Source organism: Desulfomicrobium escambiense DSM 10707 (assembly GCF_000428825.1).
GTDB lineage: Bacteria > Desulfobacterota > Desulfovibrionia > Desulfovibrionales > Desulfomicrobiaceae > Desulfomicrobium > Desulfomicrobium escambiense.
The window spans coordinates 88,406-112,566 of record NZ_AUAR01000003.1 but is presented as its reverse complement, the minus strand read 5'-3'; the positions used below and the strand labels follow the sequence as shown (position 1 = coordinate 112,566).

20 protein-coding genes are annotated in these 24,161 nt (G+C 67.0%); 13 read left to right on the top strand and 7 right to left on the bottom strand.

All coding sequences use genetic code 11. From position 1 onward, the window contains the following. Nucleotides 1–8: 8 nt before the first annotated feature. From G394_RS0103770 to G394_RS0103740, 7 genes are read right to left on the bottom strand one after another with little or no spacing between them, the layout of a single operon-like run. Nucleotides 9–1,490 (bottom strand): hydrogenase large subunit, encoded by a 1,482-nt coding sequence (locus G394_RS0103770; RefSeq protein ID WP_028576521.1) that lies wholly within the window; start codon nt 1,488–1,490, stop codon nt 9–11. Then, nucleotides 1,487–2,923 (bottom strand): proton-conducting transporter transmembrane domain-containing protein, encoded by a 1,437-nt coding sequence (locus tag G394_RS0103765; protein ID WP_028576520.1) that lies wholly within the window; start codon nt 2,921–2,923, stop codon nt 1,487–1,489. The genes G394_RS0103770 and G394_RS0103765 overlap by 4 nt, the downstream gene beginning before the upstream one ends. Then, on the bottom strand, nt 2,920–3,564 hold the full coding sequence (locus G394_RS0103760; RefSeq protein ID WP_028576519.1) for a hydrogenase: 645 nt from the start codon (nt 3,562–3,564) through the stop codon (nt 2,920–2,922). The genes G394_RS0103765 and G394_RS0103760 overlap by 4 nt, the downstream gene beginning before the upstream one ends. Beyond that, on the bottom strand, nt 3,561–4,466 hold the full coding sequence (locus G394_RS0103755; RefSeq protein ID WP_211226214.1) for a respiratory chain complex I subunit 1 family protein: 906 nt from the start codon (nt 4,464–4,466) through the stop codon (nt 3,561–3,563). Before G394_RS0103755 ends, G394_RS0103760 begins: the two co-directional genes overlap by 4 nt. Next, complete coding sequence (locus G394_RS0103750) at nt 4,466–6,403, bottom strand: proton-conducting transporter transmembrane domain-containing protein (RefSeq protein ID WP_028576517.1); 1,938 nt, start codon at nt 6,401–6,403, stop codon at nt 4,466–4,468. Before G394_RS0103750 ends, G394_RS0103755 begins: the two co-directional genes overlap by 1 nt. Then, a complete protein-coding gene (locus G394_RS17825; protein ID WP_211226212.1) occupies nt 6,400–7,101 on the bottom strand; it encodes a hypothetical protein in 702 nt (233 codons plus the stop codon). The genes G394_RS0103750 and G394_RS17825 overlap by 4 nt, the downstream gene beginning before the upstream one ends. A gap of 30 nt (nt 7,102–7,131) precedes the next feature. Continuing rightward, on the bottom strand, nt 7,132–8,976 hold the full coding sequence (locus G394_RS0103740) for a proton-conducting transporter transmembrane domain-containing protein (RefSeq protein WP_245578254.1): 1,845 nt from the start codon (nt 8,974–8,976) through the stop codon (nt 7,132–7,134). 631 nt (nt 8,977–9,607) lie between these two features. On the opposite strand from G394_RS0103740, the gene mraZ reads away from it, so the two are divergent. Genes mraZ through ftsA form a run of 13 tightly spaced genes read left to right on the top strand, consistent with a single transcriptional unit; the run spans nt 9,608 to nt 24,114 of the window. Then, nucleotides 9,608–10,063: a division/cell wall cluster transcriptional repressor MraZ gene (gene mraZ / locus G394_RS0103735; protein WP_028576515.1), complete on the top strand. Its 456-nt coding sequence runs from the start codon at nt 9,608–9,610 to the stop codon at nt 10,061–10,063. Nucleotides 10,064–10,076: 13 nt separating this feature from the next. Continuing rightward, nucleotides 10,077–11,039 (top strand): 16S rRNA (cytosine(1402)-N(4))-methyltransferase RsmH, encoded by a 963-nt coding sequence (rsmH, locus tag G394_RS0103730; RefSeq protein WP_028576514.1) that lies wholly within the window; start codon nt 10,077–10,079, stop codon nt 11,037–11,039. Beyond that, the gene (locus G394_RS0103725) at nt 11,036–11,311 is read left to right on the top strand and encodes a hypothetical protein (protein WP_043774661.1); all 276 of its coding nucleotides are present in this window, start codon (nt 11,036–11,038) and stop codon (nt 11,309–11,311) included. Before rsmH ends, G394_RS0103725 begins: the two co-directional genes overlap by 4 nt. Nucleotides 11,312–11,322: 11 nt before the next feature. Further along, complete coding sequence (locus tag G394_RS0103720) at nt 11,323–13,269, top strand: penicillin-binding transpeptidase domain-containing protein (protein WP_028576512.1); 1,947 nt, start codon at nt 11,323–11,325, stop codon at nt 13,267–13,269. 9 nt (nt 13,270–13,278) lie between these two features. Next, the gene (locus G394_RS0103715) at nt 13,279–14,697 is read left to right on the top strand and encodes a UDP-N-acetylmuramoyl-L-alanyl-D-glutamate--2,6-diaminopimelate ligase (RefSeq protein ID WP_051306923.1); all 1,419 of its coding nucleotides are present in this window, start codon (nt 13,279–13,281) and stop codon (nt 14,695–14,697) included. Continuing rightward, nucleotides 14,694–16,052: a UDP-N-acetylmuramoyl-tripeptide--D-alanyl-D-alanine ligase gene (locus G394_RS0103710; protein WP_028576510.1), complete on the top strand. Its 1,359-nt coding sequence runs from the start codon at nt 14,694–14,696 to the stop codon at nt 16,050–16,052. Before G394_RS0103715 ends, G394_RS0103710 begins: the two co-directional genes overlap by 4 nt. After that, on the top strand, nt 16,049–17,125 hold the full coding sequence (gene mraY / locus G394_RS0103705; protein WP_028576509.1) for a phospho-N-acetylmuramoyl-pentapeptide-transferase: 1,077 nt from the start codon (nt 16,049–16,051) through the stop codon (nt 17,123–17,125). Before G394_RS0103710 ends, mraY begins: the two co-directional genes overlap by 4 nt. 7 nt (nt 17,126–17,132) lie before the next feature. After that, nucleotides 17,133–18,425, top strand: a complete 1,293-nt coding sequence (gene murD / locus G394_RS0103700) for a UDP-N-acetylmuramoyl-L-alanine--D-glutamate ligase (RefSeq protein WP_028576508.1) — start codon at nt 17,133–17,135, stop codon at nt 18,423–18,425. Then, nucleotides 18,422–19,543 carry a putative lipid II flippase FtsW gene (gene ftsW, locus G394_RS0103695; protein WP_028576507.1) on the top strand — a complete coding sequence of 374 codons (1,122 nt, stop codon included), beginning with the start codon at nt 18,422–18,424 and terminating at the stop codon, nt 19,541–19,543. The genes murD and ftsW overlap by 4 nt, the downstream gene beginning before the upstream one ends. Further along, a complete protein-coding gene (murG, locus tag G394_RS0103690; RefSeq protein WP_028576506.1) occupies nt 19,540–20,625 on the top strand; it encodes an undecaprenyldiphospho-muramoylpentapeptide beta-N-acetylglucosaminyltransferase in 1,086 nt (361 codons plus the stop codon). The genes ftsW and murG overlap by 4 nt, the downstream gene beginning before the upstream one ends. Nucleotides 20,626–20,627: 2 nt before the next feature. Next, complete coding sequence (gene murC, locus G394_RS0103685; RefSeq protein ID WP_028576505.1) at nt 20,628–21,995, top strand: UDP-N-acetylmuramate--L-alanine ligase; 1,368 nt, start codon at nt 20,628–20,630, stop codon at nt 21,993–21,995. A 4-nt stretch (nt 21,996–21,999) separates the two neighbouring features. Beyond that, nucleotides 22,000–22,845, top strand: a complete 846-nt coding sequence (locus G394_RS0103680; RefSeq protein ID WP_028576504.1) for a cell division protein FtsQ/DivIB — start codon at nt 22,000–22,002, stop codon at nt 22,843–22,845. Between the two features lie 39 nt (nt 22,846–22,884). Continuing rightward, nucleotides 22,885–24,114, top strand: a complete 1,230-nt coding sequence (gene ftsA, locus G394_RS0103675; RefSeq protein ID WP_028576503.1) for a cell division protein FtsA — start codon at nt 22,885–22,887, stop codon at nt 24,112–24,114. The last annotated feature ends 47 nt before the right edge of the window (nt 24,115–24,161 follow it).

Genomic DNA, 24,161 nt, shown 5'->3' with positions numbered 1-24,161 from the left:
CGCTCCCCTTACAGATCGAACCCGCAGTAGGACAGGTTGAAGCTCTTGTTGCAGATGGGAAAGTCCGAGACGGCCGTGCCGCGCAGGGCCAGGGCCAGGCCGGACCAGTTGTGGAAGGACGGGTCCTTGATCTTGTAGCGCCGGAAGCGTCCGTCATGGCCCGTCAGGGCCACGTGGCAGACCTCGCCGCGCCATCCCTCCACCAGGGCCACGGCCAGGGCTTCGGGCTGGGGTGCTCCAAGTGCGGTGCGCAGTTCGCCGTCCACGGGTTCGGCCAGCTGTTCGAAAAGATAGCGGCCCGAACGCTGCACTTCCAGGGACCTCACGCGGGCCCGGGCGAAGATATCGCCGCTGGGCCAGACCGCCACAGGGGCCTGGGAGAAGCGGTGCCAACCCGCCGGGTGGTCGAAGCGCACGTCCCGGACCAGCCCGCAGGCCCGCGCCGCGGGGCCGACCAGCCCTATGTTTACGGCCTGGGGCGGGTGCACGACGCCGACGTTACGGAAGCGTACGCGCACCGAGGCCGCGTCCCAGAACCAGGCCATGGCCTGCTCGACATCCGCCATGTGGGTTTTCAGCCGTTCGACTAGGGTGGCCAGGCGCTCCGGCTCCAGGTCGTGCATGCACCCGCCGGGACGGACCAGGCCGCGGCCGAAGCGGTTGCCGCACAGCAGCGCCGTGAGGTTCAGGAAGTCGCCCCTGATCTTGCCGCAGGCGGATGAGGTCGGCAGAAAGGCCACGTCCATGGCCAGGGCGCCCATGTCGCCGGTGTGGTTGGCCAGTCGTTCGAGTTCCAGGGCCACGGCTCTTAGCCACTGGGCGCGCAGGGGTGCCTCGACGCCGGCCAGGGCCTCCATGACCATGGCGTGAGCCGTGGCATGGGCGATGGTCGAATCTCCGGCCACGGCCTCCATCTGGAACACGGTGCCGCGGTGGGGACCGCCGGCCAGGGCATCCTCCACGCCGCGGTGCTGGTAACCCAGGGCGATCTCCAGATGCATGACCTCCTCGCCGGCGCACTGGAAGCGGAAGTGCCCGGGTTCGATGACTCCGGCGTGGACCGGCCCCACGGCCACCTCGTGCACCTCGCCGCCTTCCACGCGGAAGAAGGGCGCGTTGGCCGGCGCGTCGCCGTTGGTGTGCCGCACGGGCTTGAGCCACGGGTGGCCGACGGGGACCAGCCCGTGCTGTTCCCAGGCCTCGCGCTCGAAAAGATGGGCCTGGGGGTATTTGGGCGTAAGGGACGGGTACGAGCCGCTGACGGGTTCGCTGCGGGCCACGCCGAGGATGCTGTCGTCGTCCATGGCCAGGATGGCGACCAGGGTCGTCTCGTCATGGTCCGGGACCCCGAACCAGGCCACGAGGCGCGCGCCGCCCCGGATCAGTTCGCCGGTCAGGCGGACGAGCTTGGTCACCGAAAAGACCGGGACCGAGGCCCAGGAGACTCTGGATGCGTTGGCGAAGGAGAAAAACGGTGCGAGTGTGTTCATGGCAGTGGGAAGAGTTGAAGGACTGCTGCGGACCAGGCATCCTTGAGGATGGCCGGGGTGAAGAGGCCGAGCCAGAGCGATGCGGCAAGCAGCGCCAGCGGCGGCAGGACGAGGCCTGCGGTCTCCCGGATGTGGGCCGGGTCGGGCTTCTTCAGGCGCGGCCGGCCGTCGACGATGGCGAAAACCACGTGGGACAGCCCGAAGAAGGCCAGCAGCAGGCAGACCAGGAAAAGGCCGATGGCCCATGGGTGGTCGCCCGCCAGGCCGGTGCGGACGATGAGCAGTTCGCTGAAGAAGGGGCCGAAGGGCGGGCAGGCCGTGATGGCGAACATGCCCGCGACGAAGAGCCTGGAGTTGTGCGGCAGGATTTTGGACATGCCCCGCGCGTCGTCCATGGAGGCCGACCCCGCGGCCCGTTGCAGGTTGCCGGCGCTCAGGAAGAGGGTGCCCTTGGTCAGGCCATTGCTCCAGACATGGAAGAGGGCCGCCCAGACCCCGGCGCTGCCGAAGGACGAGGCGATGCACAGGATGCCCATGTGCTCGATGCTCGAATAGGCGAGCATGCGCTTGAAATCCCGTGTGCGCAGCAGGAAGAGGGCCGCGGTCAGGGTCGAGAAGAGGCCCAGGGCCAGAAGGCTGCGGTCGGCCATGGCCCCTTCCCCGGCCGCGTCGATGACCGACTTGACGCGCAGGATGGCCGTGAAGGCCACGGACGTGACCCCGCCCGCCAGCAGCGCGCCGACCAGGCCGGGGCTCTCGCCGTAGGTGTCGGGCTTCCAGGTGTGCATGGGGGCCAGGCCCATCTTGGTGCCGTACCCGACCAGCAGCAGGACCCAGGCCGTCAGGACCCAGGTTTTGGACAGGCTCGGGCCGTGGGCCAGCAGGGCCGTGAAGGTGATGTCGCCGGACCCGCCGCCGTGCAGGGAGGCGTAGCCCAGGCAGATGGATCCGAGCAGGGACAGGGCGATGCCCGTTCCGCCCACCAGCAGGTATTTCCAGGTCGCCTCGAAGGCGCGCGGCGTGCCCGTGAAATGGATCAGGGGCACGCAGGCCAGGGTCACGGCCTCGGTGGCGATCCACAGGATGCCCAGGTGCCGGGCCTGGTGCCCCGCGCTCAGCAGGCCCAGGACCAGGAGCAGGGCCGCGACGAAGACCCTGTTTCCCTGCTCCTTGAGCCGGAGGTAGCTGGCCGCGTAGCAGGCGCAGACCAGGAAGAGCAGGGACACGCCGGGCAGGATGGCCCGGGCCAGGGGGTCGAAGGCCAGCCACGCGGCCGGGTCCACGGCCGCCGGTGCGGCCATGAGCCACAGGCACAGGGCGAAGTGCGCGGCGCCGACCGCGGGCAGCAGCAGGGGGCGCGTGCGCCTGTCGGGCCAGATGGCCGCCAGGGCCGCGCCGACCACGGGGATGAGGATCAGGAGCATGGAGTTCATTCGTGCAGCGCCGTGAGTTTGCGTGTGTCCAGGGAATCGAAGGCCCGCTGGATGCGGTCGACGATGATGCCGATGACGAAGATGCCGACGGTGACGTCGAGCAGGATGCCGAACTCCACCAGGATCGGGGTCGAGCGGATGAGCAGGAGGCCGGCGAGGTAGATGCCGTTTTCCAGGATCAGGTAGCCGCAGACCTGCGAGATGGCCTTGGTCCGGCCGATGAGCAGGATGAAGCCGGTCAGGATCAGGGCGATGGCCCCGGGCACGTGCAGGGTCCCGGCGTGCTCTGGCAGGAGCGGCAGGTGGCGGGCCAGGGACACGGCCGCGATGGTCGCCCCGGCCCCCAGCAGCAGGGACGGGATGTAGGCGATGTAGGGTTCCAGTTCGCGGGCGATGTTGGCCGTGCGCATGGCGCGGTGCAGCAGCCCCGGGATGAGGAAGCCCTTGCCGGCCACGGTGGCCAGGGTGATGAGCACCAGGCGCCAGTCCAGTTCGTGGGCTTCGAGGACCAGCGGCACCAGCCCCAAGAGCACGCCCTGGGCGCCCACGGCGCGGATCAGCACGGGCAGCCGGCTGGTGCCCAGGGCCAGGAGGTTGAGGCCCATGGCCAGGCCGATGAGGAGATTGAGGGAATCGTTCATATGTCACCCATCCATGTCAGCAGCAGCGGAAAGAGGCAGAACAGGAAACCGATGGTCAGCAGGAGCGGCACCCGGCGGAAGGCCAGGCGAGCCGTCAGGGACTCCACCAGACCCACGGCCACGGCCGTCAGCAGGACGGCCAGGGCCAGGACGGCGACGGACGCAGCCAGGGGCAGTTCCGCCAGGGGCAGCACGGTCTGGGCCAGGAGGGCGGCGAAGAGCATCAGCTTGATCGACGCGCCGTGCAGGATCATGGCCAGGGGCGGCCCGCTGTGGTCCAGGACCATGACCTCGTGGATCATGGTCAACTCCAGGTGCGTATTGGGGTCGTCGAAGGGCACGCGGCAGTTTTCGGCCAGCAGGATGATGAAGAGCCCCACGGCCAGCAGGGCCGCGCTGGGGCCGGGCAGCGGCGCGAACATGGACGACAGGGAGATGCTGCCCGACTGCACCACCAGGGTCAGGACGGCGGTGATGATGCCGACCTCGGCCAGCACGGCGTAGCTGACCTCGCGGGCCGCGCCCATGCCCTCGAAGGCCGATCCCGTTTCCATGGCGCCCCAGGCCGTGCAGAAGCGGGCCAGGGCCAAGAGGTAGATCAGGAGCAGCACGTCGCCGTCGAAGGATACGGGCGTCCCGGCCCCGGCCAGGGGCAGCAGCAGGGCTGCGCCGACCACCGCCACCCAGGCCACGGCCGGTGCGATGACGAAGCCGGGCGAGGCCAGGGTGCTGACGACCACGCCTTTGCGCCACAGGCGCGCCAGGTCGTAGTAGAGCTGGAGCACGGGCGGTCCCTGCCTGCAGGCCACCCAGGCCTTGACCTTGTTGATGACGCCGGGAACGAGCGGCGCCAGGACCAGCCAGGCCAGCAGGCGCAGCAAAATATCCATGATCGCGGACATCACATCCCTCCCTGGAAGACCAGCATCCCCAGCGCCGTGACCCCGAGGAATACATACAGAATATAAAGGTGCAGTCGTCCGTGCTGCAGGCTCCGCGCCGCGTCGGCCAGAAGCATGACGGTTCTGGCGGCGGGTTCGATCCCCTTTTCCAGAACGGTTTCCGGGACCCTCTCCAGGGCCAGGGCCGATTCCGGGAAATAGCCGCGGACCCGGCGGATGCGCCTTTCGGGGCGCAGGGCCCACCGGAACCAGCCGGTCACGATGCCGGCGAAGGACCCGCCGGTGTACTGCATGTGCGCACTCGGAGCTGCGTAGCCGCAGTCCCAGGTCGGTCCCCGGCGGATGCCGCCCGCCCGCACCTTGCGCAGGGCGATGATCGCGGCGGCGGCCAGGGCGCAGGCCAGGGCCGTGTGCGCCCCGCCGATGGCCCGGACCGGGATGGGGGGCGCGGCAGGGGCCCACTGCGGCGTCCAGGCCGCGATGCATGCTTGCACCATATTAAAAAAATAGCCGGGCATGAGGCCGACGCAGAGCATGATGGCTGCCGGTACGACCATGGCCGCGCGCATGGCGAAGCCGAATTCGGCAGCGTGTCCCGAGGTCTTGCCGCGGGGCGCGCCGAGAAAGACGATGGCTGAAGCCTTGGCGAACGCGCCCAGGGCCAGGGCGCCGGTCCCGGCCAGGACGATGACGGCCGGCAGCACGCCGAAGGTCTCGCCCTTCTGGGCCACGGCTTTGAGCAAGCCCTGGTAGATGGCCCACTCGCTGACGAAGCCGTTGAGCGGCGGCAGGCCGGACACGGCGGCCGCGCCGACGGCGAAGAGGGCCGCAGTCCACGGCATGGTTCGCCACAGCCCGCCCAGGCGGCTCATGTCGCGGGTGCCCGTGGCATGGAGGACCGAGCCTGCGCCGAAGAAGAGCAGGGTCTTGAACAGACAGTGGTTGAAGACGTGCAGCAGGGACCCGGCCAGGGCGACATGCCCCCAGGCGGGGTGTCCGTGGGCAGCGGCCAGCAGGGCCAGGCCCAGGCCGATGAGGATGATGCCGACGTTTTCCACGGTGCAGTAGGCCAGCAGGCGCTTGATGTCGTTCTGGGCCATGGCGAAGACGATGCCCATCAGGGCGCTTGCGCAGCCGATGCCGAGCACCGCCCAACCCGCGTCGTCGGGCACGGGCAGCCAGCCGGAGAAGCGGACGATGCCGTACACGCCCATCTTGACGGCCACGGCGGACATGATGGCCGAGACGTGGCTCGGCGCGCCCGCGTGGGCCGAGGGCAGCCAAATATGCAGGGGGAACATGCCCGCCTTGACCCCGAAGCCCACCAGCGCCAGCCAGAAGAGCGGGGCCAGGTCGGGCCGGTCGCGCAGGGGTCCCAGGTCCCAGGTCCCGACGCCAGCGGCCAGGGCCGAGAAAAACGCGAAGAGGGCCATGGTCCCGGCGTGGGAGGCGGCCAGATAGAGCCAGCCGGCCCGGCGCACTTCGGAGCGCTCCCGGTCCAGGGTGATGAGGAAGTAGGCGCTCAGCGCGAAGGCTTCCCAGGCGAAGAGGAAGTGCAGCCCGTTGGCGCAGGTCAGGACCAGGCCCATGGACAGCACGAGGGCGCTCCACCACGACCGCCCCCGGGGTGCGGAGCGCGGAAAGTGTTCGTCGGGCCAGTATTCCGAGGCATAGAGCGCCCCGAGTCCGCCCACCAGGCAGACCAGCGTCAGGAAGAGGGCGCTCAAGGCGTCGAGGGTCAAGAAGACGTTTTCCCCGCCCAGGGTCAGGGCACTCCTCAAGGCCCATCCCCGGCCGCCTGTCAGGACCGTTGCCGCCGAGCCCAGGCCGGCCAGGGCGCCGAGGCTGTTGAGCGCAAGCCAGAGGCGCGGACGCGCCCCCAGGGCGCAGGCCAGGACCAGGGCCAGGGCGGCCGTTCCGAGCAATGCGGAGATCATCGTCTCCCTCCGGATCTCAAGGGCACGGCGTGTCCGCTGCCTTCGATGAGGGCCTGCTGCAGGGCCTCGTCGTCGGCAGCCTGGTCCAGCGCCGCGCTCAACACGCCCGAGGCGATGCTGCGGGCCAGCAGGCCGAGCATGTCCACATGCAGGCGCGGCGTGGGCGAGATGAAGAAGAGCAGCCGGGTGACGGGGATTTTGTCCGGTCCCTTGGTCCCTTCGAGAGGGGCGTTCAGCAGGATGACCGCGACCAGGGCGCAGGCTTCGCCGAGGAAGACGCCGCGGGCCGGGTGGGGCAGGGCGAAGCCCCCGCCGGTCGGGGCCATGGTCAGCCCTTCCGGGGTGCAGATGCGGTGGGCGAGCATGTCGAGGACTGCGGGCTGGACGCCCGGCAGGCTGCGGACGATGCGTTTGAGCACGCCTGTGAGGCCGTCCGGCGCAACGTCGCGCCAGATTCCGCCGCGCCGCGCCAATGCGGCGAGGTCCAGGTTCGAGGCCAGAGCGGGCGTCGGCTGGGCGAGGAAGCCCGTGTTGGCCGCCAGCCCGTTGCGGGCTGCCCAGGTCATGACCTGGTCCTGCTCGAAGAGGATGCGGTCGCGGTCATGCACGTGGGGCATGCCTTCGTTTCTGACCCACTCGAGGACGAGCTGTTCCGAGACCCCAAAGGACTCGGCGATCTGAATGAGGTTGAGATACATGTCTGTTATCGATGCGTGGAGGTTGATGGATCAGGGCGCCGTCCCGCCGCTGAAGGGGATGGCCAGGGCCAGCGCGAGGATGGCCGCACACAGGTAGAGAATGTAGGCCTGGGTCCTGCCGTGCTGGAAGCCCCTGACCAGATCCGAAAGCCTGAGGATGGCCAGCCCGAAGGGGCTGACGACCCGTTCGAGGACCGTCTCGGGCGTGTGCGAGGTCCGGGACGCATGGGCCGGAAAGAAATCCGCGGGCGGGTCCTCGTGGACCATGGGCCGTAGAATCCAGTCGAACCAGCCGGTGATGATGCCGGCGAAGGACCCGGCGGTGTACTGCATGCGCGGCGTGGGTTCGGCGTAGCCGCAATCCCAGGTCAGGGCCCGGGCCGTGCGTTGCCGCAGGAGCCGGTAGGCCAGGGCCCCGGCAGCCAGGGCGGGCAGGGCGATCAGGACATGGGCCGTGCCCAGCGGCGTCAGACGGTTGGGGATGTCCAGGGGCGCCGCGAGTCCGAACCAGGCCGTGGCCACGCGCATGAGCGTCGGCCAGAGGAGGGCCGGTGCGAGGCCGATGACCAGGCACCCGCCCGCCAGGACGGCCATGGCCCCGCGCATGCCGGGACCGCATTCGTGCGCCTTTCCGGCGGCCTCGGTCCGGGGCGCGCCAAGGAAGACGACCCCGCAGACTTTGATGAAGCAGGCCAGGGCCAGGGCGCCGGTGGCCCCCAGCAGGATGGCCGCGGGCACCGCGCCCAGGATCGCCCCGGTCTGATGCCGGCTTGCGTCGAACAGGCCCGAAAAGACCAGCCATTCGCTGACGAAGCCGTTCAGGGGCGGCAGGCCGCAGATGGCCATGGCCCCGAGGGTGAAAAATCCTGCCGTCCAGGGCATAGCCTTCCACAGGCCCCCCAGACGGCTCATTTCGCGCGTCCCCACGGCATGGAGCACCGAGCCGGCCCCCAGGAAGAGCAGGGCCTTGAAGAGTCCGTGATTCCAGACGTGGAGCAGGCCGCCGGCCAGGGCCAGGACGCCCCACTCCGGTCGGCCCTGGGATGCGGCGATCATGGCGAAGCCCAGGCCCATGAGGATGATGCCGATGTTCTCCACGCTGTGGTAGGCCAGCAGTCGTTTGAGGTCGTGCTGCCCCAGGGCGAAGGCGACCCCGAGGACGGCGCTGGCGCAGCCCAGTCCGGCCACGACCCAGCCCGCGCCCATGGGCATGGGCAGCCAGGACCCGAAGCGGACCAGGCCGAACACGCCCATCTTGAGGGCCATGCCGGACATGAGGGCGGAAACGTGGCTGGGGGCGTTGGCGTGGGCCGAGGGAAGCCAGATGTGCAGGGGGAAGACGCCGGCCTTGATGCCGAAACCCAGCAGCGCAAGCCAGAAGAGATGGGCAAGGTCCGCGAGATGGCGGACGGGCCCCAGTTCCCAGGTCCCCGTGCGCGCGGCCAGGGTGGAGAAAAGGGCGAAGAGCGCCAGGGTACCGGCGTGGGAGGCGGCCAGGTAGATCCAGCCTGCGGCGCGGACCTCGGGATTCGCGCGGTCCAGGGTGACGAGGAAATAGGCGCTCACGGCGAAGCATTCCCAGGCCAGGAGGAAGTGCAGGCCGTTGCCGGCCGTCAGCACCAGCCCCATGCTCATGAGCATCGCGTTCCACCACAGCCGCCCGGAGCGGGCCGAGCGCGGGTGACGGCCTTCGTTCCAGTATCCACGGCTGTAGATTGCGCCCGCAAATCCGACGACGCCGAGCAGGAGCAGAAAAAAGGCGCTGATTTCGTCGAGTCGCACGAGCAGACGCTCGCCCCCGACCGCCCATGCGCTGCGCCACTCCCAAACGGGTTGTCCGGACAGGACCAGACCCGCGGCAAGGAGGGCGCACACTGTGCCTCCGAGAGTGGCGGTCAGCCACCCGCGTGGAAAGGAATGACTTGCACCGATTCCTGCAAGCATCCCTGCTGCTGCGCAAGAGAGAAGAACAGCGATGTCCATTCGTGTACGTCGGGAACAATGTCCTGTTTGTTCTATTTATTCGAAGAATTGCGTTGCGTCATTTCAGGATGGCTTGTGGAAGAGTCCATCATGTGACGCATTGCATCCTCTCGGCATGTCCGAATCTGCATTCGTGCATGTCGAAAATCATGAACTGCGATGGATCTGGTATTTCTGACCGCAGAGCATAGGTTATCTTTTCCACTCCAGTGGATATGCCTCTCAAAATTGCGAGTCAAGGAATTGAGTGGGAGCGGCGGAAATTTTTGCGTCGACCGTCACGAACGGTCGCATCCCGACGCAAGTGTCAGGCGCGCCTCGCCGAAGGCTGGGCGCGGCGAAGGGGCGCGGTGCGGCGTATCCCGCTTAGCCCGCGAAAGCGCGCCGCATCGGCGCAGGGAGATGGCCGCATTTTTTCGCTCCCGACTTGAGCAAAAAGTGGTGGAATGGCTTGACTCTCCGGGAGGTGCGTGAGTAAGGGTGGTAAAAAGTGGTAAAAAGTGGAAAAAGGTGAGGGCTGGGCATGTTCAGAGGGCATTCACATCGTACGCAGGACCCGAAGGGGCGGCTCATGCTGCCCCCGGAGTTTCGCGACGAGGTGTTCGCCCAGTCGCCCGAGGGCAAGCTCATCCTGACGAATTTCGACGACTGCGTGGCCGCCTACCCCCTGCCCGAGTGGGAGCAGATCGAGCAGAGTTTTTCCAAGCTGAACATGGCCGACCGTCGCGTGCGGGACTTCCACCGGTTCTTCATCTCCGGAGCCGTCGAGGTGACCCTGGACAAGCAGGGCCGCGTCCTCATCCCGCCCCATCTGCGCAGCTACGCCGGACTGCAGAAGGACATCGTCCTGGCCGGCGTGGGCCGCAAGTTCGAGATCTGGGACCTGGGGCGGTTCGAGGCGCAGCGCACGGCCATGCAGGAGAATTTCGACCAGGTCATGGACGATCTGGCCGGCAACGGCTTTGAACTCCGGTTCTGATCCGAAGGGGCCCATGGACGCATACTCCGAACACATCCCGGTCATGATCGACGAGGTCATGCACTGGCTCGACCCCAAGCCGGGCGGCTTCTACATGGACGCCACCCTTGGCCTTGGCGGCCATGCGTCGCGGCTCATGGAAATGACCGGCGGCCAGGCGCACCTTCTGGGCCTGGACCGCGACAGGCAGGCCCTGCAGAAGGCGGGCGAGCGGCTCTCCCGCTACGGGGAGAACGTGCATCTGGCGCACACCTCGTTTCAGAATTTTTCCGGCGCGTTGCGGGAGGTCGGCTGGGACTTCCTGGACGGCGTCGTGGCCGATCTCGGGGTTTCGTCCCTGCAACTCGACAGCCCCGAACGGGGGTTTTCCTTCCTGCACGACGGGCCCCTTGACATGCGCATGGATCCGGGGTCAGGCGGTGAGCCCGCGTCGAACATCGTCAACGGCGCCTCCTTCGAACGTCTGCGCCAGCTCCTGTGGGACTACGGCGAGGAGCCCATGGCCGGGCGCATCGCACGCGCCATCGTCGAGATCAGGGAAAAGGCCCCCATCGAGACAACCCTGGAGCTTGCCCGCATCGTGGCCGCGGCCTACCCGGCCAAGCGCCGCGCCCTGGCCCGCAACCACCCCGCGACCAAGACGTTCCAGGCCCTGCGCCTGGAAGTCAACCAGGAACTGAGAGAGGTCGAGAATTTTCTGGCGCGCGTCGTCGATTACCTGCGCCCGGGCGCGCGCATCTGCGTCATTTCCTTCCACTCCCTGGAGGACCGCATCGTGAAGCGCGCCTTCCGTACGGAGAGCACCGGCTGCCTGTGTCCGCGGGAGTATCCCGTCTGCACGTGCGGCCACGAGAAGAGGCTCCGCCTGCCTTTCCGCAAGCCCCAGCTGCCGGGAGACGAGGAGATGCGGGCCAACAGCCGCAGCCGCAGCGCCAAGCTGCGCGTGGCCGAGCGTATCGCAGGGGGTGGAGAGTGAAGGGCTTGGGCTCGGGGTATCTGGGCCTGGGACTCGTGTTCGTGATGACCATCGTTCTGGGGTTGGGGCTTGTCTGGGTCAACATCGAGAGGGTCGACCTGGCCTATGAGCTCAAGACCCTGGAGCGCGAACTTCAGGAAAAGCGGGATCAGCATTCGAAGTTGCAGGTGGAGCGCCAGTATCTGCTGGCGCCGCCGACGCTGCGCGCCAGGGCCGAAGGGGCCGGGCTGCGTCCGCCGCACCGCGACCAGATCCGCACTCTGCAGGAATAGGCGAGGCAATCGTGGCCAAGACAGGTAGCAAACCACCCAGGGACTGGAGCCGCGGCAAGATCATCTTTGCCGGGGTCCTTTTCGCTTTGGCCCTCATGGGACTCTGGGCGCGCGCCTACCACGTGCAGGTGATCAAGGGGCCTGAATATGCCAAGATGGCCAACCGGCAGTACTGGGCCTCGGAGACGGTGTCGGGCAAGCGCGGCGAGATCTTCGACCGCAACGGCCTGCTGCTGGCCAAGTCCATCGCCAGTCCGTCGGTCTACGTGCGGCCGAACGAGGTCGGCGACGTCTGGGCGGTGTCCCAGCGACTGGGCAAGATTCTCGGCCTGAACCCCGGCGACGTGGCCGGACAGCTCAAGACCAAGAAGCGCTTCGTGTGGGTGGCCAGGAAGATCAGCGACGCGCAGGCCTCGGCCGTGCGCGAGGAAGGCCTGCCCGGCGTGTACCTCGAGGCCGAGAATTCCCGCCAGTACCCGCAGGGGCACATGGCCGGGCAGCTGCTCGGTTTCGTGAACATGGACGGCAAGGGCATCGAGGGTCTGGAGAAGGCCTTCAACGACCATCTCACCCCGTCCTCGACCAAGTACACGGTCCAGCGCGACGCCGCCGGCAACCGCCTGTCCTCGATCGAAGGGGAGGACAGGGCATCTTTCGACGGCCAGGACCTGCGGCTGACCATCGACAGCCAGGTGCAGCTGGCCACCGAGGACGCCCTGGCCCGCAGCGTGGCCAGGGCCAAGGGCAAGACCGGCATGGCCCTGGTGGTCAACGTGCCCACGGGAGAGATTTTGGCCTGGGTGCACTACCCGCTCTTCAATCCCAACTCGGTGCAGAAGGCCAGCGGGGAGTGGAAGAACCGCATCGCCGTGGACATCTTCGAGCCCGGGTCGACCATGAAGCCCATCATGGTCGCGGCGGCGCTGCAGGAAAAGGTCTGCCAGCCCACCACCAGGTTCTACTGCGAGAACGGAAAGTGGAGCCTCAAGGGCCGCCGCATCAAGGACACGCACAAGTACGAAAACCTGACCGTGAACGAGATCGTCCGCTACTCCAGCAACATCGGGTCGGCCAAGATCGGCCTGGCCATGGGGGCGGAGAAATACAGCCGGTACCTGCAGGCGCTTGGTTTCGGTCGGCCCATGGGCCTGCCCCTGGCCGGGGAGTCGGCGGGACTGCTCAGGCCTGCCCGTCAGTGGCGCGAAGTCGAACTGGCGAACATGGCCTTCGGGCAGGGGCTTGGCGTGACCATGCTGCAGATGGCTGGGGCCTACCTGTGCATCGCCAACGGCGGCGTGCGCATCCCGCTGCGCCTGCTGTACGAGCCCGACCGCCCCGTCGAGGGCGTGCGCGTTTTTGATCGGGAAGTGACCTCCCAGGTCATGGCCATGCTCGAAGAGGTGGTGCAGATGGATGGAACCGGCACCCAGGCGCGCATCGATGGCGTGCGCATGGCCGGCAAGACGGGCACGGCCCAGAAGGCGAGCCCCACGGGCGGTTACGGCGGGGAGTACGTGGCCTCCTTCGTCGCGGTGTTTCCGGCCGAGAAGCCACGCTACCTGGTCTACATGCTCGTTGACGAGCCGCAGGCCGGGCACTACGGCGGCGTGCTGGTGGCCCCGGAGGTGCGCAACGTCGGCGTGCAGCTCCTGACCGCGACGGGCATGCTGACGGCCCCGGCGGAACCGCCGGCGGTACAGGTCGCCCAGGCGCACGCCCAGTCGCAGCGTTTCGCGGCCCCAGTGGAGCGCCAGCCGATCATCGCGGCCGACGCCGAAGCCATGCCCGACCTGCAGGGCGCCACCGTGCGCGAAGCGCTGGAAATTTTGGTGGGGCACGGGATCGTGCCCAGGATCAGCGGACAGGGCGTCATCGTCGGCAAACAGAAACCCCTCCCCGGCGAGAAATGGCCGGCGGACAAGCAGTGTCAGCTCTGGCTGGCCTATCAACCAGGTTAGGACATCGACATGAATTTTGAAGACGTGCTGGACAAGCTCAGAAACGGAACCGGCCTGCGCACCCACTCGGCCAGGGTGCAGGCCGGCGACGTCTTTGTCGCGCTTTCCGGCACGAAGGTTGACGGCGCGCGCTTCATCGACGACGCCGTGGCCCGCGGCGCGCGCGTCGTGGTGCACGGCCCGGCCGCCGCAGTGGCGCCGCGCGAGGGCGTGGCCTTTGTGCCTGTGGCCGACCCGGCCAAGGCCCTCGGCCTGCTGGCGCGCGCGGCTTTCGGTACGGAAGACCGCCTGCCGCGGGTCATCGGCGTGACCGGCACCAACGGCAAGACGACTACAGCCCATCTGGTGCATCACCTGCTGGGGGAAAACAACATCCCCGCAGGCCTCATCGGCACGGTGCGCTGTTCCTGGCCGGGCACGGACATTGCGGCGTCCATGACCACCCCGGACTGTCTGAACCTGCACGAACTGGTCGGCCGCATGACGCGCGACGGCGTCGAGTGCCTGGTCATGGAGGTGTCCTCCCATGCTCTGGATCAGCAGCGCCTGGCGGGTTTGCCCGTGGAAGTCGGCATTTTCACCAACCTGACCCAGGACCATCTGGACTACCACGGCGACATGGAGCGGTATTTCGAGGCCAAGGCCCGCCTGTTCCTGGGCGAGGAACGCTGCGCCACGGGGCTGGTCAACATGGACGACGAGTACGGCCGACGCCTCAAGGCTGCGCGTCCCGACCTGCTCGGGTTCGGCATCGAGGCCGCTGACGCGCAGCTGCGGGCCGAGATCAGGTCTTTCGGCTCGTGGGGCATGCAGCTGGCCGTGAGCCACGGCGATGCGGGGTTCGAGCTGAAGACTCCCCTAGTCGGCCGGCACAACGCCTACAACCTGCTCTCGGCCATGGGTGCAGGGCTCCTGCTGGGATTGGACGTCGAAGCGCTGCAATGCCTGGCTCACGCCGTCGGCGCTCCCGGGCGGCTGGAGCGGGTGCCCAACGATCGCGGCCTCGATATTTTCGTCGATTACGCCCACACGCCCGACGCGCTGGAAAAGGTGTCCGTGGCCCTGAAGGCCATGGGCTTCGCTCGTCTCATCACGGTCTTCGGCTGCGGCGGGGACCGCGACGCCACCAAGCGTCCTCTCATGGGCCGGGCCGTGGCGTGTCACGCCGACGTGGTGGTCGTGACCTCGGACAACCCGAGGACCGAAGACCCGGAGTCCATTCTCGACCAGATCGAACCGGGGCTGAACGGCGCCGGACAGGTCCTGCGCGAGGCCGACCGCCGCAAGGCCATCGGGCTGGCCATCGACACCATGCGGCCCGGCGACGCGCTGCTCATCGCCGGCAAGGGTCACGAGGACTATCAGATCGTGGGCACGGAGAAGCGGCATTTTTCGGATTTCGAAGCAGTTCTGGAGCACCTGGCATGAATATGACCCTGCAGGATATCTCCGCCGCCATGGGCGCGAGCATCGACCAGGATCACGAGCGCGTGATCCGGCGGGTCAGCATCGACAGCCGCGCCGTGCAGCCGGACGACCTCTTTTTCTGCATCGTCGGCCAGAAGCTCGACGGGCACGAGTTCGCCCGCCAGGCCGTGGACAACGGCGCTGTCGCCGTGGTTGCCAGCACACCATTGGAACTGCCCGTGCCGGTACTCCTGGTGCGGGACACGACACTGGCCCTTGGGCGCCTCGCCCGCAGCTGGCGCGAGCGCACCGCGGCCCGGGTCGTGGGCGTGAGCGGTTCGGCCGGCAAGACCACGGTCAAGGAGATGCTGGCGCAGGTCCTGTCCCTGCACAGCTCGGCGTCCAAGAATTTCCGCAACCTGAACAACCAGATCGGCCTGCCCCTGTCCATCCTCGAAATGTCTGGCGAGGAAGATTTCTGGGTTCTGGAGCTTGGCATCAGCCGTCCCGGCGACATGGATGAACTCGGCTACATCCTTGCCCCGGACGCAGCGCTCTTGATCAACATCGGCGGGTGTCACCTGGAGGGTCTGGGGAGTCTTCACGGCGTGGCCGAACAGAAAAGCGTTCTGCTGGACCACGTCAGGCCCGGCGGGTTCGCCTGCGTCAGCGCCGACTACCCCCTCCTGGCCACGGAGTGCGCGAAACGTTCCCTGCGGCAGTTCACATTCTCGGGCTGCGGCGCGGATGCCGACTATTCCTGCACCGGTCAGGAGAACACCCCGGACGGCATTCTCTACGCCCTGCGGGCCAAGGGCCGGGATATCCGCCTGCACGTCTCGGCCACGGTGCACGTGCCCGAGAACGTGGCCGCGGTCACGGCCATGGCTCTGGAACTCGGCGTCCCGACGCGGACCATCGAGGCCGGCCTGGCTGCCTTCAGCCCTGTGGCGCAGCGTTTCGTGCAGAATCGGGTGGGTGCGTGGCTGTTTATTGATGACACCTACAACGCCAACCCCGTTTCCATGGCGCAATCCATCCGCGAGGCCGAGCGGATCGCCCAGGGGCAGCGGCTGGTCCTGGTCCTGGGCGAGATGCGCGAACTCGGCGAAGACAGCGCCAGGGCCCACCGCGAACTGGGCGCCCTCGTGGCTTCCACCTCGGCCACGCACTGTTTTTTTCATGGCCGCCACGTGTCGGACGTGCAGTCCGGCCTGGGTGAGCATCATGGCGTGTTTTCGGCCGTGAACTCCGGAGAGGAACTGCTGCAGGCCGTCGCGTCTCTGCGCGGCGAGGGCGGCGTGATGCTCTTCAAGGGTTCGCGCGGGTGCAGGATGGAGCAATACTATTCTTTCATGGAGAGGGCCTGGGCGTGATCTACCATCTGCTGTACCCCTTGAGCGACCAGATCAGCATGCTGAACGTGTTCCGCTACATCACGTTCCGCTCCATCTACGCCATGCTGACGGCGCTCATCCTGTCGATCATCATCGGCCCCCTGTGCATCCGCTGGCTGCGCCGCCTGAAGTTCGGGCAGTACATCAAGGAGGGAGGGCCGGACCATCAGGCCAAGAGCGGCACCCCGACCATGGGCGGGCTGCTCTTCGGGTTCTGCATGCTGCTGAGCGTGCTGCTGTGGAGCGACCTGACCAACAAGTACGTCTGGCTGACGATCCTGGTCTTCGTGGGCTTCGGGGCCGTTGGTTTCGCCGACGACTACCTGAAGGTCGTGCGCAAGCACAACGACGGCCTCTCGGCGCGGGCCAAACTGCTGGGCCAGCTCGTGGTCAGCATCGGCGCGGTGACGCTCCTGGTCTCCTTCCCGGAATATTCCGCCAAGCTGATGGTGCCGTTCTTCAAGAACGTGAACCCCGACCTGTCCTGGTTCTACGTGCCCTTCGGCGTGTTCGTCATGATCGGCGCCTCCAACGGCGTGAACCTGACCGACGGCCTGGACGGTCTGGCCATCGGACCCGCCGTGGTCTCGGCCGGGTGCTTCGCCGTCTTCGTATACGTGGCCGGGCATGTGAACATGGCCAACTACCTGCAGGTGGCCTACATCGCCGGCGTGGGCGAGGTGGCGGTCCTGTGCGGGGCCATGGTCGGGGCGGGCCTCGGGTTCCTGTGGTTCAACGCGTTCCCGGCCCAGGTCTTCATGGGCGACGTGGGCAGCCTGAGCATCGGCGGCACCCTCGGGTTCATCGCCGTGCTGTGCAAGCAGGAACTGCTGCTGGTCGTCGTGGGCGGTCTGTTCGTGGTCGAGACCCTGTCGGTTATCCTGCAGGTCGGCTATTTCAAGGTCAGCGGCGGCAAACGCATTTTCCGCATGGCCCCCTTGCACCACCATTTCGAGAAGAAGGGTGTGCACGAGTCGAAAATCATCATCCGTTTCTGGATCCTGTCGCTGCTCCTGGCGGTCATGGCTCTGGGAACGCTCAAGCTGAGGTAGGACGGTCATGCGCGAGTTCATTCACGGCGATCAGCTTCGCGGGCACACGGCAGTGGTGCTTGGCGCGGGTTCGTCCGGGATCGCGGCCGCGCGCCTGCTGGTCCGCCTCGGCGCCACGGTGCGGCTGCTTGAGCGCAGCGAGTCCGTGGCCGCCTCCGTCCCGGCGGACCAGGGTTTCGAAGTCCGCGGCGGGCAGCACAGGCCCGAAGATTTCCAGGGCGCGACCCTCGTCGTGCTGAGCCCCGGCATCCCCCGGACCAAGGTCGCCCCCCTGTTGCCCGAGGGCGCGCAGGTGGTGTCTGAACTGGAACTGGCCAGCTGGTTCGTGTCCGAGCCCATCGTCGCCGTGACCGGAACCAACGGCAAGACCACCACGACCACGCTCATCGGCCGCATTCTGGAACAAAACGGCCGCAGCGTCTTCGTCGGCGGGAACATCGGCACTCCGCTCAGCGACTATGTCATGGGTGGGGATCGGGCCGATGTCCTGGTGCTCGAGGTGTCGAGCTTCCAGCTCCAGAACTCCCCATCCTTCCACCCCCATGTCGCCGTGCTGCTCAATTTTTCGGCCAACCACCTGGACTACCACGAGACCATGGAGGAGTACCTCGACGCCAAGCTCAGCATGTTCGGGCACATGGACGCGCGGGACCTGGCCGTGGCGCCTCTGTCCATGAAGGACGAGCTGGAAGGGCGCTCCTTCACCAAGGCGAACCGGGTCTATTTCGTGGCCAGCCGGAGGTTCGATTGCCCCGGCCTGCCCGGCGAGCACAACCGCGAGAACATGGCGGCCGCATACCTGGCCTGCCGTCACCTGGGCCTCAGGGAGGACGACGTGCGCCACGGCATCGAGGGCTTCGCGTCCCTGCCGCACCGTTTGGAAGCCGTGGCCGAGCATCGCGATGTCACGTTCGTCGACGACTCCAAGTCCACGACCATCGATTCCATGATCGCCGCCCTGAAGAGCCAGGACCGCCCCGTGCGCCTGCTGGCCGGAGGGGTGTTCAAGGGCGGGGACCTGGGCGCGGTGCTGCCGCATATCCGCGAGCGCGTGCGCGGCATCTACCTGTTCGGGAAGTCGCGGGAAATTTTCGAAAAAGCCTGGTCCGGCTGCGGGTTGGAGATTCATTGGGATCCGACGCTGGAAGAGGCGGTGTTCCGGGCCGCTTCAGAGTCAAGGCCGGGCGAGTGCGTGCTCCTGTCCCCGGCCACGGCCAGCTTCGACCTCTTCGCCAACTACAAGGAGCGGGGCAAGGCCTTCCAGCGCGCCGTGCGCGAATGGGTGGAGGGAACGGCATGAAGATCACCCAACGCGAAGCGGCGAAGCAGCTCATGAGTTACGACATCGTCCTGCTGGGCGCGGTCATCAGCCTGGCGTCCCTGGGCCTGATCATGGTCCTGAGCGCCAGCGGGATCATGGCCGAGAAGGTCTATGGCGACAAGTACGCCCTGTTCTGGAAGCAGGTCCTGTTCATGAGCGCCGGGTTCTCGGTGCTGATTTTCGCCGCGCGCTCGAACATGGCGTTCTTCTACCGCAACACGTACATCTGGCTGCTGTTGGCCGCAGGCCTGCTGATCCTGACGATCTTCTCGCCCTTCTCGACCACGGCGGGCGGCGCAAGCCGGTGGCTCAGGCTCGGGCCGTTCTCCATTCAGCCCCTTGAGGCGGCCAAGATCGCGCTCGTCTTCTACCTGTCCTATTTCTTCGCCAATAAGCAGGAGCTGGTCAAAACCTTCAGCGTGGGATTCCTGCCGCCCATCATCATGACCGGCGGCCTGTGCTTCCTGCTCCTCCTGCAGCCTGATTTCGGCGGCGCGGTGTTCCTGTCGGCCCTGCTTTTCCTGATGTGCCTGGTGGGCGGAACGCGGATCATCTTCCTGGCCTCGGCCGGTATGCTCGGGCTCGTGTCGGCCGCGCTGCTGGTGGTCAACTCTCCGTACCGCTTCCGGCGCGTCTTCTCATTCCTCGACCCGTTCAAGGACGCGCAGAACTCCGGCTACCAGCTCGTGCAGTCCCTCTACGGCCTGGGTTCGGGCGGCTGGCTTGGCCAGGGTCTGGGCGAAGGCAAGCAGAAGCTCTTCTTCCTGCCCGAGGCGCACAACGATTTCATCATGTCGGTCATCGGAGAGGAACTGGGCTTCGTGGGCATCTCCCTGGTCATCATCCTCGTCGGGGTGATCCTGTGGCGGGCGATCCTGATCAGCATCCGGCAGGAGTCCATGCACGACCGCATCACGGCCTTCGGCATGGGCGCGATCCTGGTCATCGGCAGCATCCTGAACATGGGCGTGGTCATGGGCGCCATTCCGCCCAAGGGCGTGCCCATGCCTTTCGTCAGCTACGGCGGCAGTCACCTGGTCGCGGGTTTCTTCTGCGCGGGCGTGCTGCTCAACCTGTCGCGAAAGGTGAAGGCATGAAGCGGCTCATCCTGACAACCGGCGGCACGGGCGGCCACATCTTTCCGGCCCTGGCCGTGGCCGAAACCGTGCGCGAGATGGTCCCGGGCTGCGAAGTGCTGTTCGTCGGCGGCACCAAGGGTCCCGAGGGACAGTGGGTGCGCAGGGCGGGCATCGAGTTCGTGGCCCTGCCGGCCCAAGGCGTCGTGGGTAGGGGCCTGAAGAGCGTGTCCACGGCCTGGTGGCTGGGCCGCAGCCTGCTGCGTTCCTGGAAGCTTCTGCGGTCCTTCCGGCCCGACGTCGTGCTGGGGCTTGGCGGGTACGCCGGTTTCTCCTGCACGCTGGCCGCCTCCCTCATGGGCATCCCCGCGGCCATCCACGAGCAGAACAGCGTGCCGGGCGTGACCAACCGGGTGCTGGCCAAGAGGGTGGGTCGCGTCCTGGTCAGCTTCAAGGACATGGACGCCCCCGCTTTTTCGACGCCCCCGGCCGTGCTGACGGGCAACCCCGTGCGTGCGGAGATCCGCCGTCTGCGGGACGAACCGCGGGTGCTCGGCCGCAACATCCTGGTCGTCGGCGGGAGCCAGGGCGCATCGGCCCTGAACAGCTTCATGCTGCGGGAGCTCGACGGGCTGAAGAACCTGGGACTGGGCATCTGGCACCAGACCGGCAAGGACGAATTCGAGACCGTGAAGGCGGCCTACGCGCAGAAGTACCCGCAGGCGCGGGTGGAGCCCTTCATCTCCGACATGCACGAGGCCTACCGGTTCGCCGACCTCGTCATCTGCCGGGCCGGGGCCACGACCATCGCCGAGCTGACGGCCGCGGGCAAACCGAGCATCCTGGTGCCGTTCCCCTACGCCACCCACGACCATCAGCTCAACAACGCCAGGTCGCTGGAGAAGGCGGGCGCGGCCCTGGTCTTTCAGCAGCGGCAGCTGGACGAACTGAATCTTTCCGCGGCGGTGGGCGATCTCTTCCAGATGCCCGAAACCCTGGCCAGAATGGCCCGGGCCGCGCGCGACATGGGCATCCCCGACGCCGGCGAGCGAGTGGTGAAGCAGCTCCTGGAACTTGCCGGGCAGAGAGGCGGACACAGGTGAGCATGAAATCGAAGATCAAGAGAATACATATGGTGGGGATCGGCGGCGCGGGCATGTGTGGCATCGCCGAGGTGCTCCTGACCCTGGGTTACGAGGTTTCGGGCTCCGACCTGGTCAAGGGTCCGGCGGCCCAGCGGCTCGAATCCCTAGGCGCGACGGTGCACGCCGGCCACGCCCGTGAGAACGTGCGCGACGCGCAGGTCGTGGTCCGCTCCACGGCGGTGCGCGACGACAACCCCGAACTGGTCGAGGCCCGGTCCAAAGGCGTGCCCATCATCCCGCGGGCCGAGATGCTGGCCGAGCTCATGCGCCTCAAGACAGGCGTGGCCGTGGCCGGCACACACGGCAAGACCACGACCACGTCGCTTCTGGCCACCATCTTCATGGAGGCCGGCCTTGACCCCACGGTCATCATCGGCGGCCGCCTCAACGCCTACGGCACCAACGCCATGCTCGGCCAGGGCCGCTACCTCATCGCCGAGGCCGACGAATCCGACGGGTCCTTCCTGTGCCTGCTGCCGCGCATGTCCATCGTCACCAACATCGATGCGGACCATCTCGACTACTACAAGGATCTCGATGAGATACGCGACAGCTTCGTCGACTTCATGAACAGCGTCCCCTTCTACGGGCTGAACGTGGTCTGCGGCGACGACCCGGGCGTGCAGTCCGTCCTGCCGCGCGTGCGCCGGCCGGTGCTGACCTACGGGTTCGAGGAGGGCAACGCTCTGCGGGCCGAGATCATCACCTGCGAGGCGGGGTCGCGCTTCAGGGTCTACAATCGAGGTGACCTCTGGGGCGAGGTCTCCCTGACCCACCCCGGGCGGCACAACGTGCTGAACGCCCTGGCCGCCATCGGGGTGGCCATGGAGGCGGGAGTGCCCAAAAAAGACATCATCCGGGGCCTTGGCGCCTTCGGCGGTGTCGGGCGGCGCTTCGAGCACAAGGGCGAGCGCGGCGGCGTACTCGTGGTCGACGACTACGGGCACCACCCCACGGAGATCGCCGCCACCCTGGAGACGGCGCGGCTGTGCTATCCGCACAAGCGGCTCGTGGTGGCCTTCCAGCCCCACCGCTTCACCCGGACCAAGGCCCTGTTCGGCGAGTTCTCCAAGGTGTTTGAAGGCGTGGACCAGCTGCTGCTGACGGAGATCTACCCGGCCAGCGAATCGCCCATCCCCGGGGTCAGCGGCCAGAGCCTGGCGCAGGCCATCAGGCAGGTGACCTCCACGCCGGTGCAGTTTTTCGAGGACTTCGCGAGCATGCAGGCCGCCCTTGGCGGGATTTTGCGCGAGGGCGACCTTTTTCTGACGTTGGGCGCAGGCAGCATCTGGACCGTGGGGCAGAACTATCTTGAGGACAAGGCATAAGGACATGAGCACGGCCGTACTGGGCAAGAAAGTACGCAGGAACGTACACCGCAGGACCGAGCGTCGCAAACCCGTGCAGACGGGCGCGGTGGTCGGCGGCGTATTCCTGGGCCTGGGACGCACCGTGTTCGCGCTGATTCAGTGGTCGCTGGGCATTTCCCTTGTCCTGGCGGTCAGCTTCGCCATCCTGCTGTCCTACCGCTGGGTCACGGCCCATGAGTTCTTTGCCCTTGCCAACCTGCACATCGAGGGCGGCCGGCGTCTGAGTTCCGATGAAATCGCCGCCCTGGGCGGCGTAAGCGCTGGACAGAACGTGCTCGGCATCAACATCGCCGAGGTGCAGCGCCGCATTGCAGCCAGCGAGTGGGTGGAGAGCGTGTCCGTGACGCGGATCCTGCCCGACGGCCTGACCATCGAGATCAGGGAGCACGAACCGGCCTTCCTGGTCCGCCGCGACGAGCAGCTCTATTACGCCGACGCGAGCGGGCAGCCCTTCGTGGCCGTGGGCGTGGAGAAGTTCATCTCCCTGCCCCTTCTGGAGAAGGAGGAAGGCGTCCCGGTGGGGCCGGGCGTGCGCCGGCTGGTGGAGGAAGTTTCGCGGAACGCGCTGCCCTTCGGCATGAGCCAGATCGCCTGGCTTCGTCAGGACAGCGACGAACAGTTCAGCATTTTTCTGGAAAGACCGAGGGTTCTCGTACAGTTGGATGGGACGGATCTGCGCGCCACCCTGGCGTGCCTGGGAAAACTGTGGACCGACCTGGACGGTCGGGGCGAGCTCGGCCGCGCGGCCCTGATGTTCGTCACGCCGGAACGGGCCTGGGTCAGGTTGAACGCGGATCAAACACTCTAGGATTTCATGCCGGCCCTGCGCCGGGAGACGAGGGAAAGTATGGGCAAGTCTGAATTGATCGTCGGTCTGGACATCGGAACGACCAAGATATGCACCGTCGTGGGCGAAGTGGGCACCGACGGGGTGGTGGACATCATCGGCATCGGCACCAGCCCGTCCACGGGCCTGCGCAAGGGCGTGGTGGTCAACATCGAGCAGACCGTGCAGTCCATCAAGAAGGCCCTCGAAGAAGCCGAGCTCATGGCCGGTTGCGAGATCAGGGCCGTGTACGCCGGCATCGCCGGCAGCCACATCAAGGGCTTCAACAGCCACGGCGTCATCGCGGTCAAGGGCGGCGAGGTCACGGCGCGCGACATCGAGCGCGTCATCGACGCGGCCAAGGCCGTGGCCATCCCCCTGGACCGCGAGGTCATCCACATCCTGCCCCAGGAGTACATCGTCGACGACCAGTCGGGCATCGCCGATCCTCTGGGCATGGCCGGAGTGCGCCTGGAGGTGAAGGTGCACATCGTGACCGGTGCGGTGACCAGCGCCCAGAACATCGTCAAGTCCTGCCACAAGTCGGGTCTCGACGTCGAAGACATCGTGCTGGAGGCCTTCGCTTCCTCCAAGGCCGTGCTGACGGACGAGGAGCGCGAGATCGGCGTGGCCCTGGTCGACATCGGCGGCGGCACGTCGGACATCGCCATCTTTCACGGCAATTCAATCAAGCACACGGGGGTCATCGCCTTGGGCGGGACCAACCTGACCAACGACATCGCCTTCGGTCTGCGCACGCCGACCCAGGCGGCGGAAAAGATCAAGATCAAGTACGGGTGCGCCCTGGCCGAGCTGGTCAGGAAGGACGAGATCATCGAAGTACCCAGCGTCGGAGGGCGCGAGCCGCGCAAACTCACCAGGCAGGTCCTGGCCGAGATCTGCGAGCCGCGCATGGAGGAGCTCCTGGCGCTGGTGGACCAGGAGCTGATCCGGTCCGGGTACAAGAAGCTCATCGGCGCGGGCGTTGTCCTGACGGGCGGCGCGTCGCGCATCGAAGGGATACAGGAACTGGCGGAGCAGGTCTTCAACCTGCCGACCAGAACGGGCTCGCCTGCCGGAGTCGGCGGGCTCAAGGACGTGGTGGACAGTCCCATGTACGCGACGGCGGTGGGACTCCTGCTCTACGGCGCGGAGAAGCACGGGCGGGACAACAAGATCCGCATCCGCGACAAGAACATCTTCCACTCCATTCTGGCGCGCATGAAGAAGTGGTTCGCCGACATCAGTTGAGTGGCATCGGGGACAAGGGGAAATCGGAGACAGGGAACAACGTCAAC

What these genes read in the sequence shown, in the direction of transcription:
- G394_RS0103770 (WP_028576521.1), bottom strand. Translation starts at nt 1,490, where the DNA reads ATGAACACACTCGCACCGTTTTTCTCCTTCGCCAACGCATCCAGAGTC.
- G394_RS0103765 (WP_028576520.1), bottom strand. Translation starts at nt 2,923, where the DNA reads ATGAACTCCATGCTCCTGATCCTCATCCCCGTGGTCGGCGCGGCCCTG.
- G394_RS0103760 (WP_028576519.1), bottom strand. Translation starts at nt 3,564, where the DNA reads ATGAACGATTCCCTCAATCTCCTCATCGGCCTGGCCATGGGCCTCAAC.
- G394_RS0103755 (WP_211226214.1), bottom strand. Translation starts at nt 4,466, where the DNA reads ATGTCCGCGATCATGGATATTTTGCTGCGCCTGCTGGCCTGGCTGGTC.
- G394_RS0103750 (WP_028576517.1), bottom strand. Translation starts at nt 6,403, where the DNA reads ATGATCTCCGCATTGCTCGGAACGGCCGCCCTGGCCCTGGTCCTGGCC.
- G394_RS17825 (WP_211226212.1), bottom strand. Translation starts at nt 7,101, where the DNA reads ATGTATCTCAACCTCATTCAGATCGCCGAGTCCTTTGGGGTCTCGGAA.
- mraZ (WP_028576515.1), top strand. Translation starts at nt 9,608, where the DNA reads ATGTTCAGAGGGCATTCACATCGTACGCAGGACCCGAAGGGGCGGCTC.
- rsmH (WP_028576514.1), top strand. Translation starts at nt 10,077, where the DNA reads ATGGACGCATACTCCGAACACATCCCGGTCATGATCGACGAGGTCATG.
- G394_RS0103715 (WP_051306923.1), top strand. Translation starts at nt 13,279, where the DNA reads ATGAATTTTGAAGACGTGCTGGACAAGCTCAGAAACGGAACCGGCCTG.
- G394_RS0103710 (WP_028576510.1), top strand. Translation starts at nt 14,694, where the DNA reads ATGAATATGACCCTGCAGGATATCTCCGCCGCCATGGGCGCGAGCATC.
- murD (WP_028576508.1), top strand. Translation starts at nt 17,133, where the DNA reads ATGCGCGAGTTCATTCACGGCGATCAGCTTCGCGGGCACACGGCAGTG.
- ftsW (WP_028576507.1), top strand. Translation starts at nt 18,422, where the DNA reads ATGAAGATCACCCAACGCGAAGCGGCGAAGCAGCTCATGAGTTACGAC.
- murG (WP_028576506.1), top strand. Translation starts at nt 19,540, where the DNA reads ATGAAGCGGCTCATCCTGACAACCGGCGGCACGGGCGGCCACATCTTT.
- murC (WP_028576505.1), top strand. Translation starts at nt 20,628, where the DNA reads ATGAAATCGAAGATCAAGAGAATACATATGGTGGGGATCGGCGGCGCG.
- G394_RS0103680 (WP_028576504.1), top strand. Translation starts at nt 22,000, where the DNA reads ATGAGCACGGCCGTACTGGGCAAGAAAGTACGCAGGAACGTACACCGC.
- ftsA (WP_028576503.1), top strand. Translation starts at nt 22,885, where the DNA reads ATGGGCAAGTCTGAATTGATCGTCGGTCTGGACATCGGAACGACCAAG.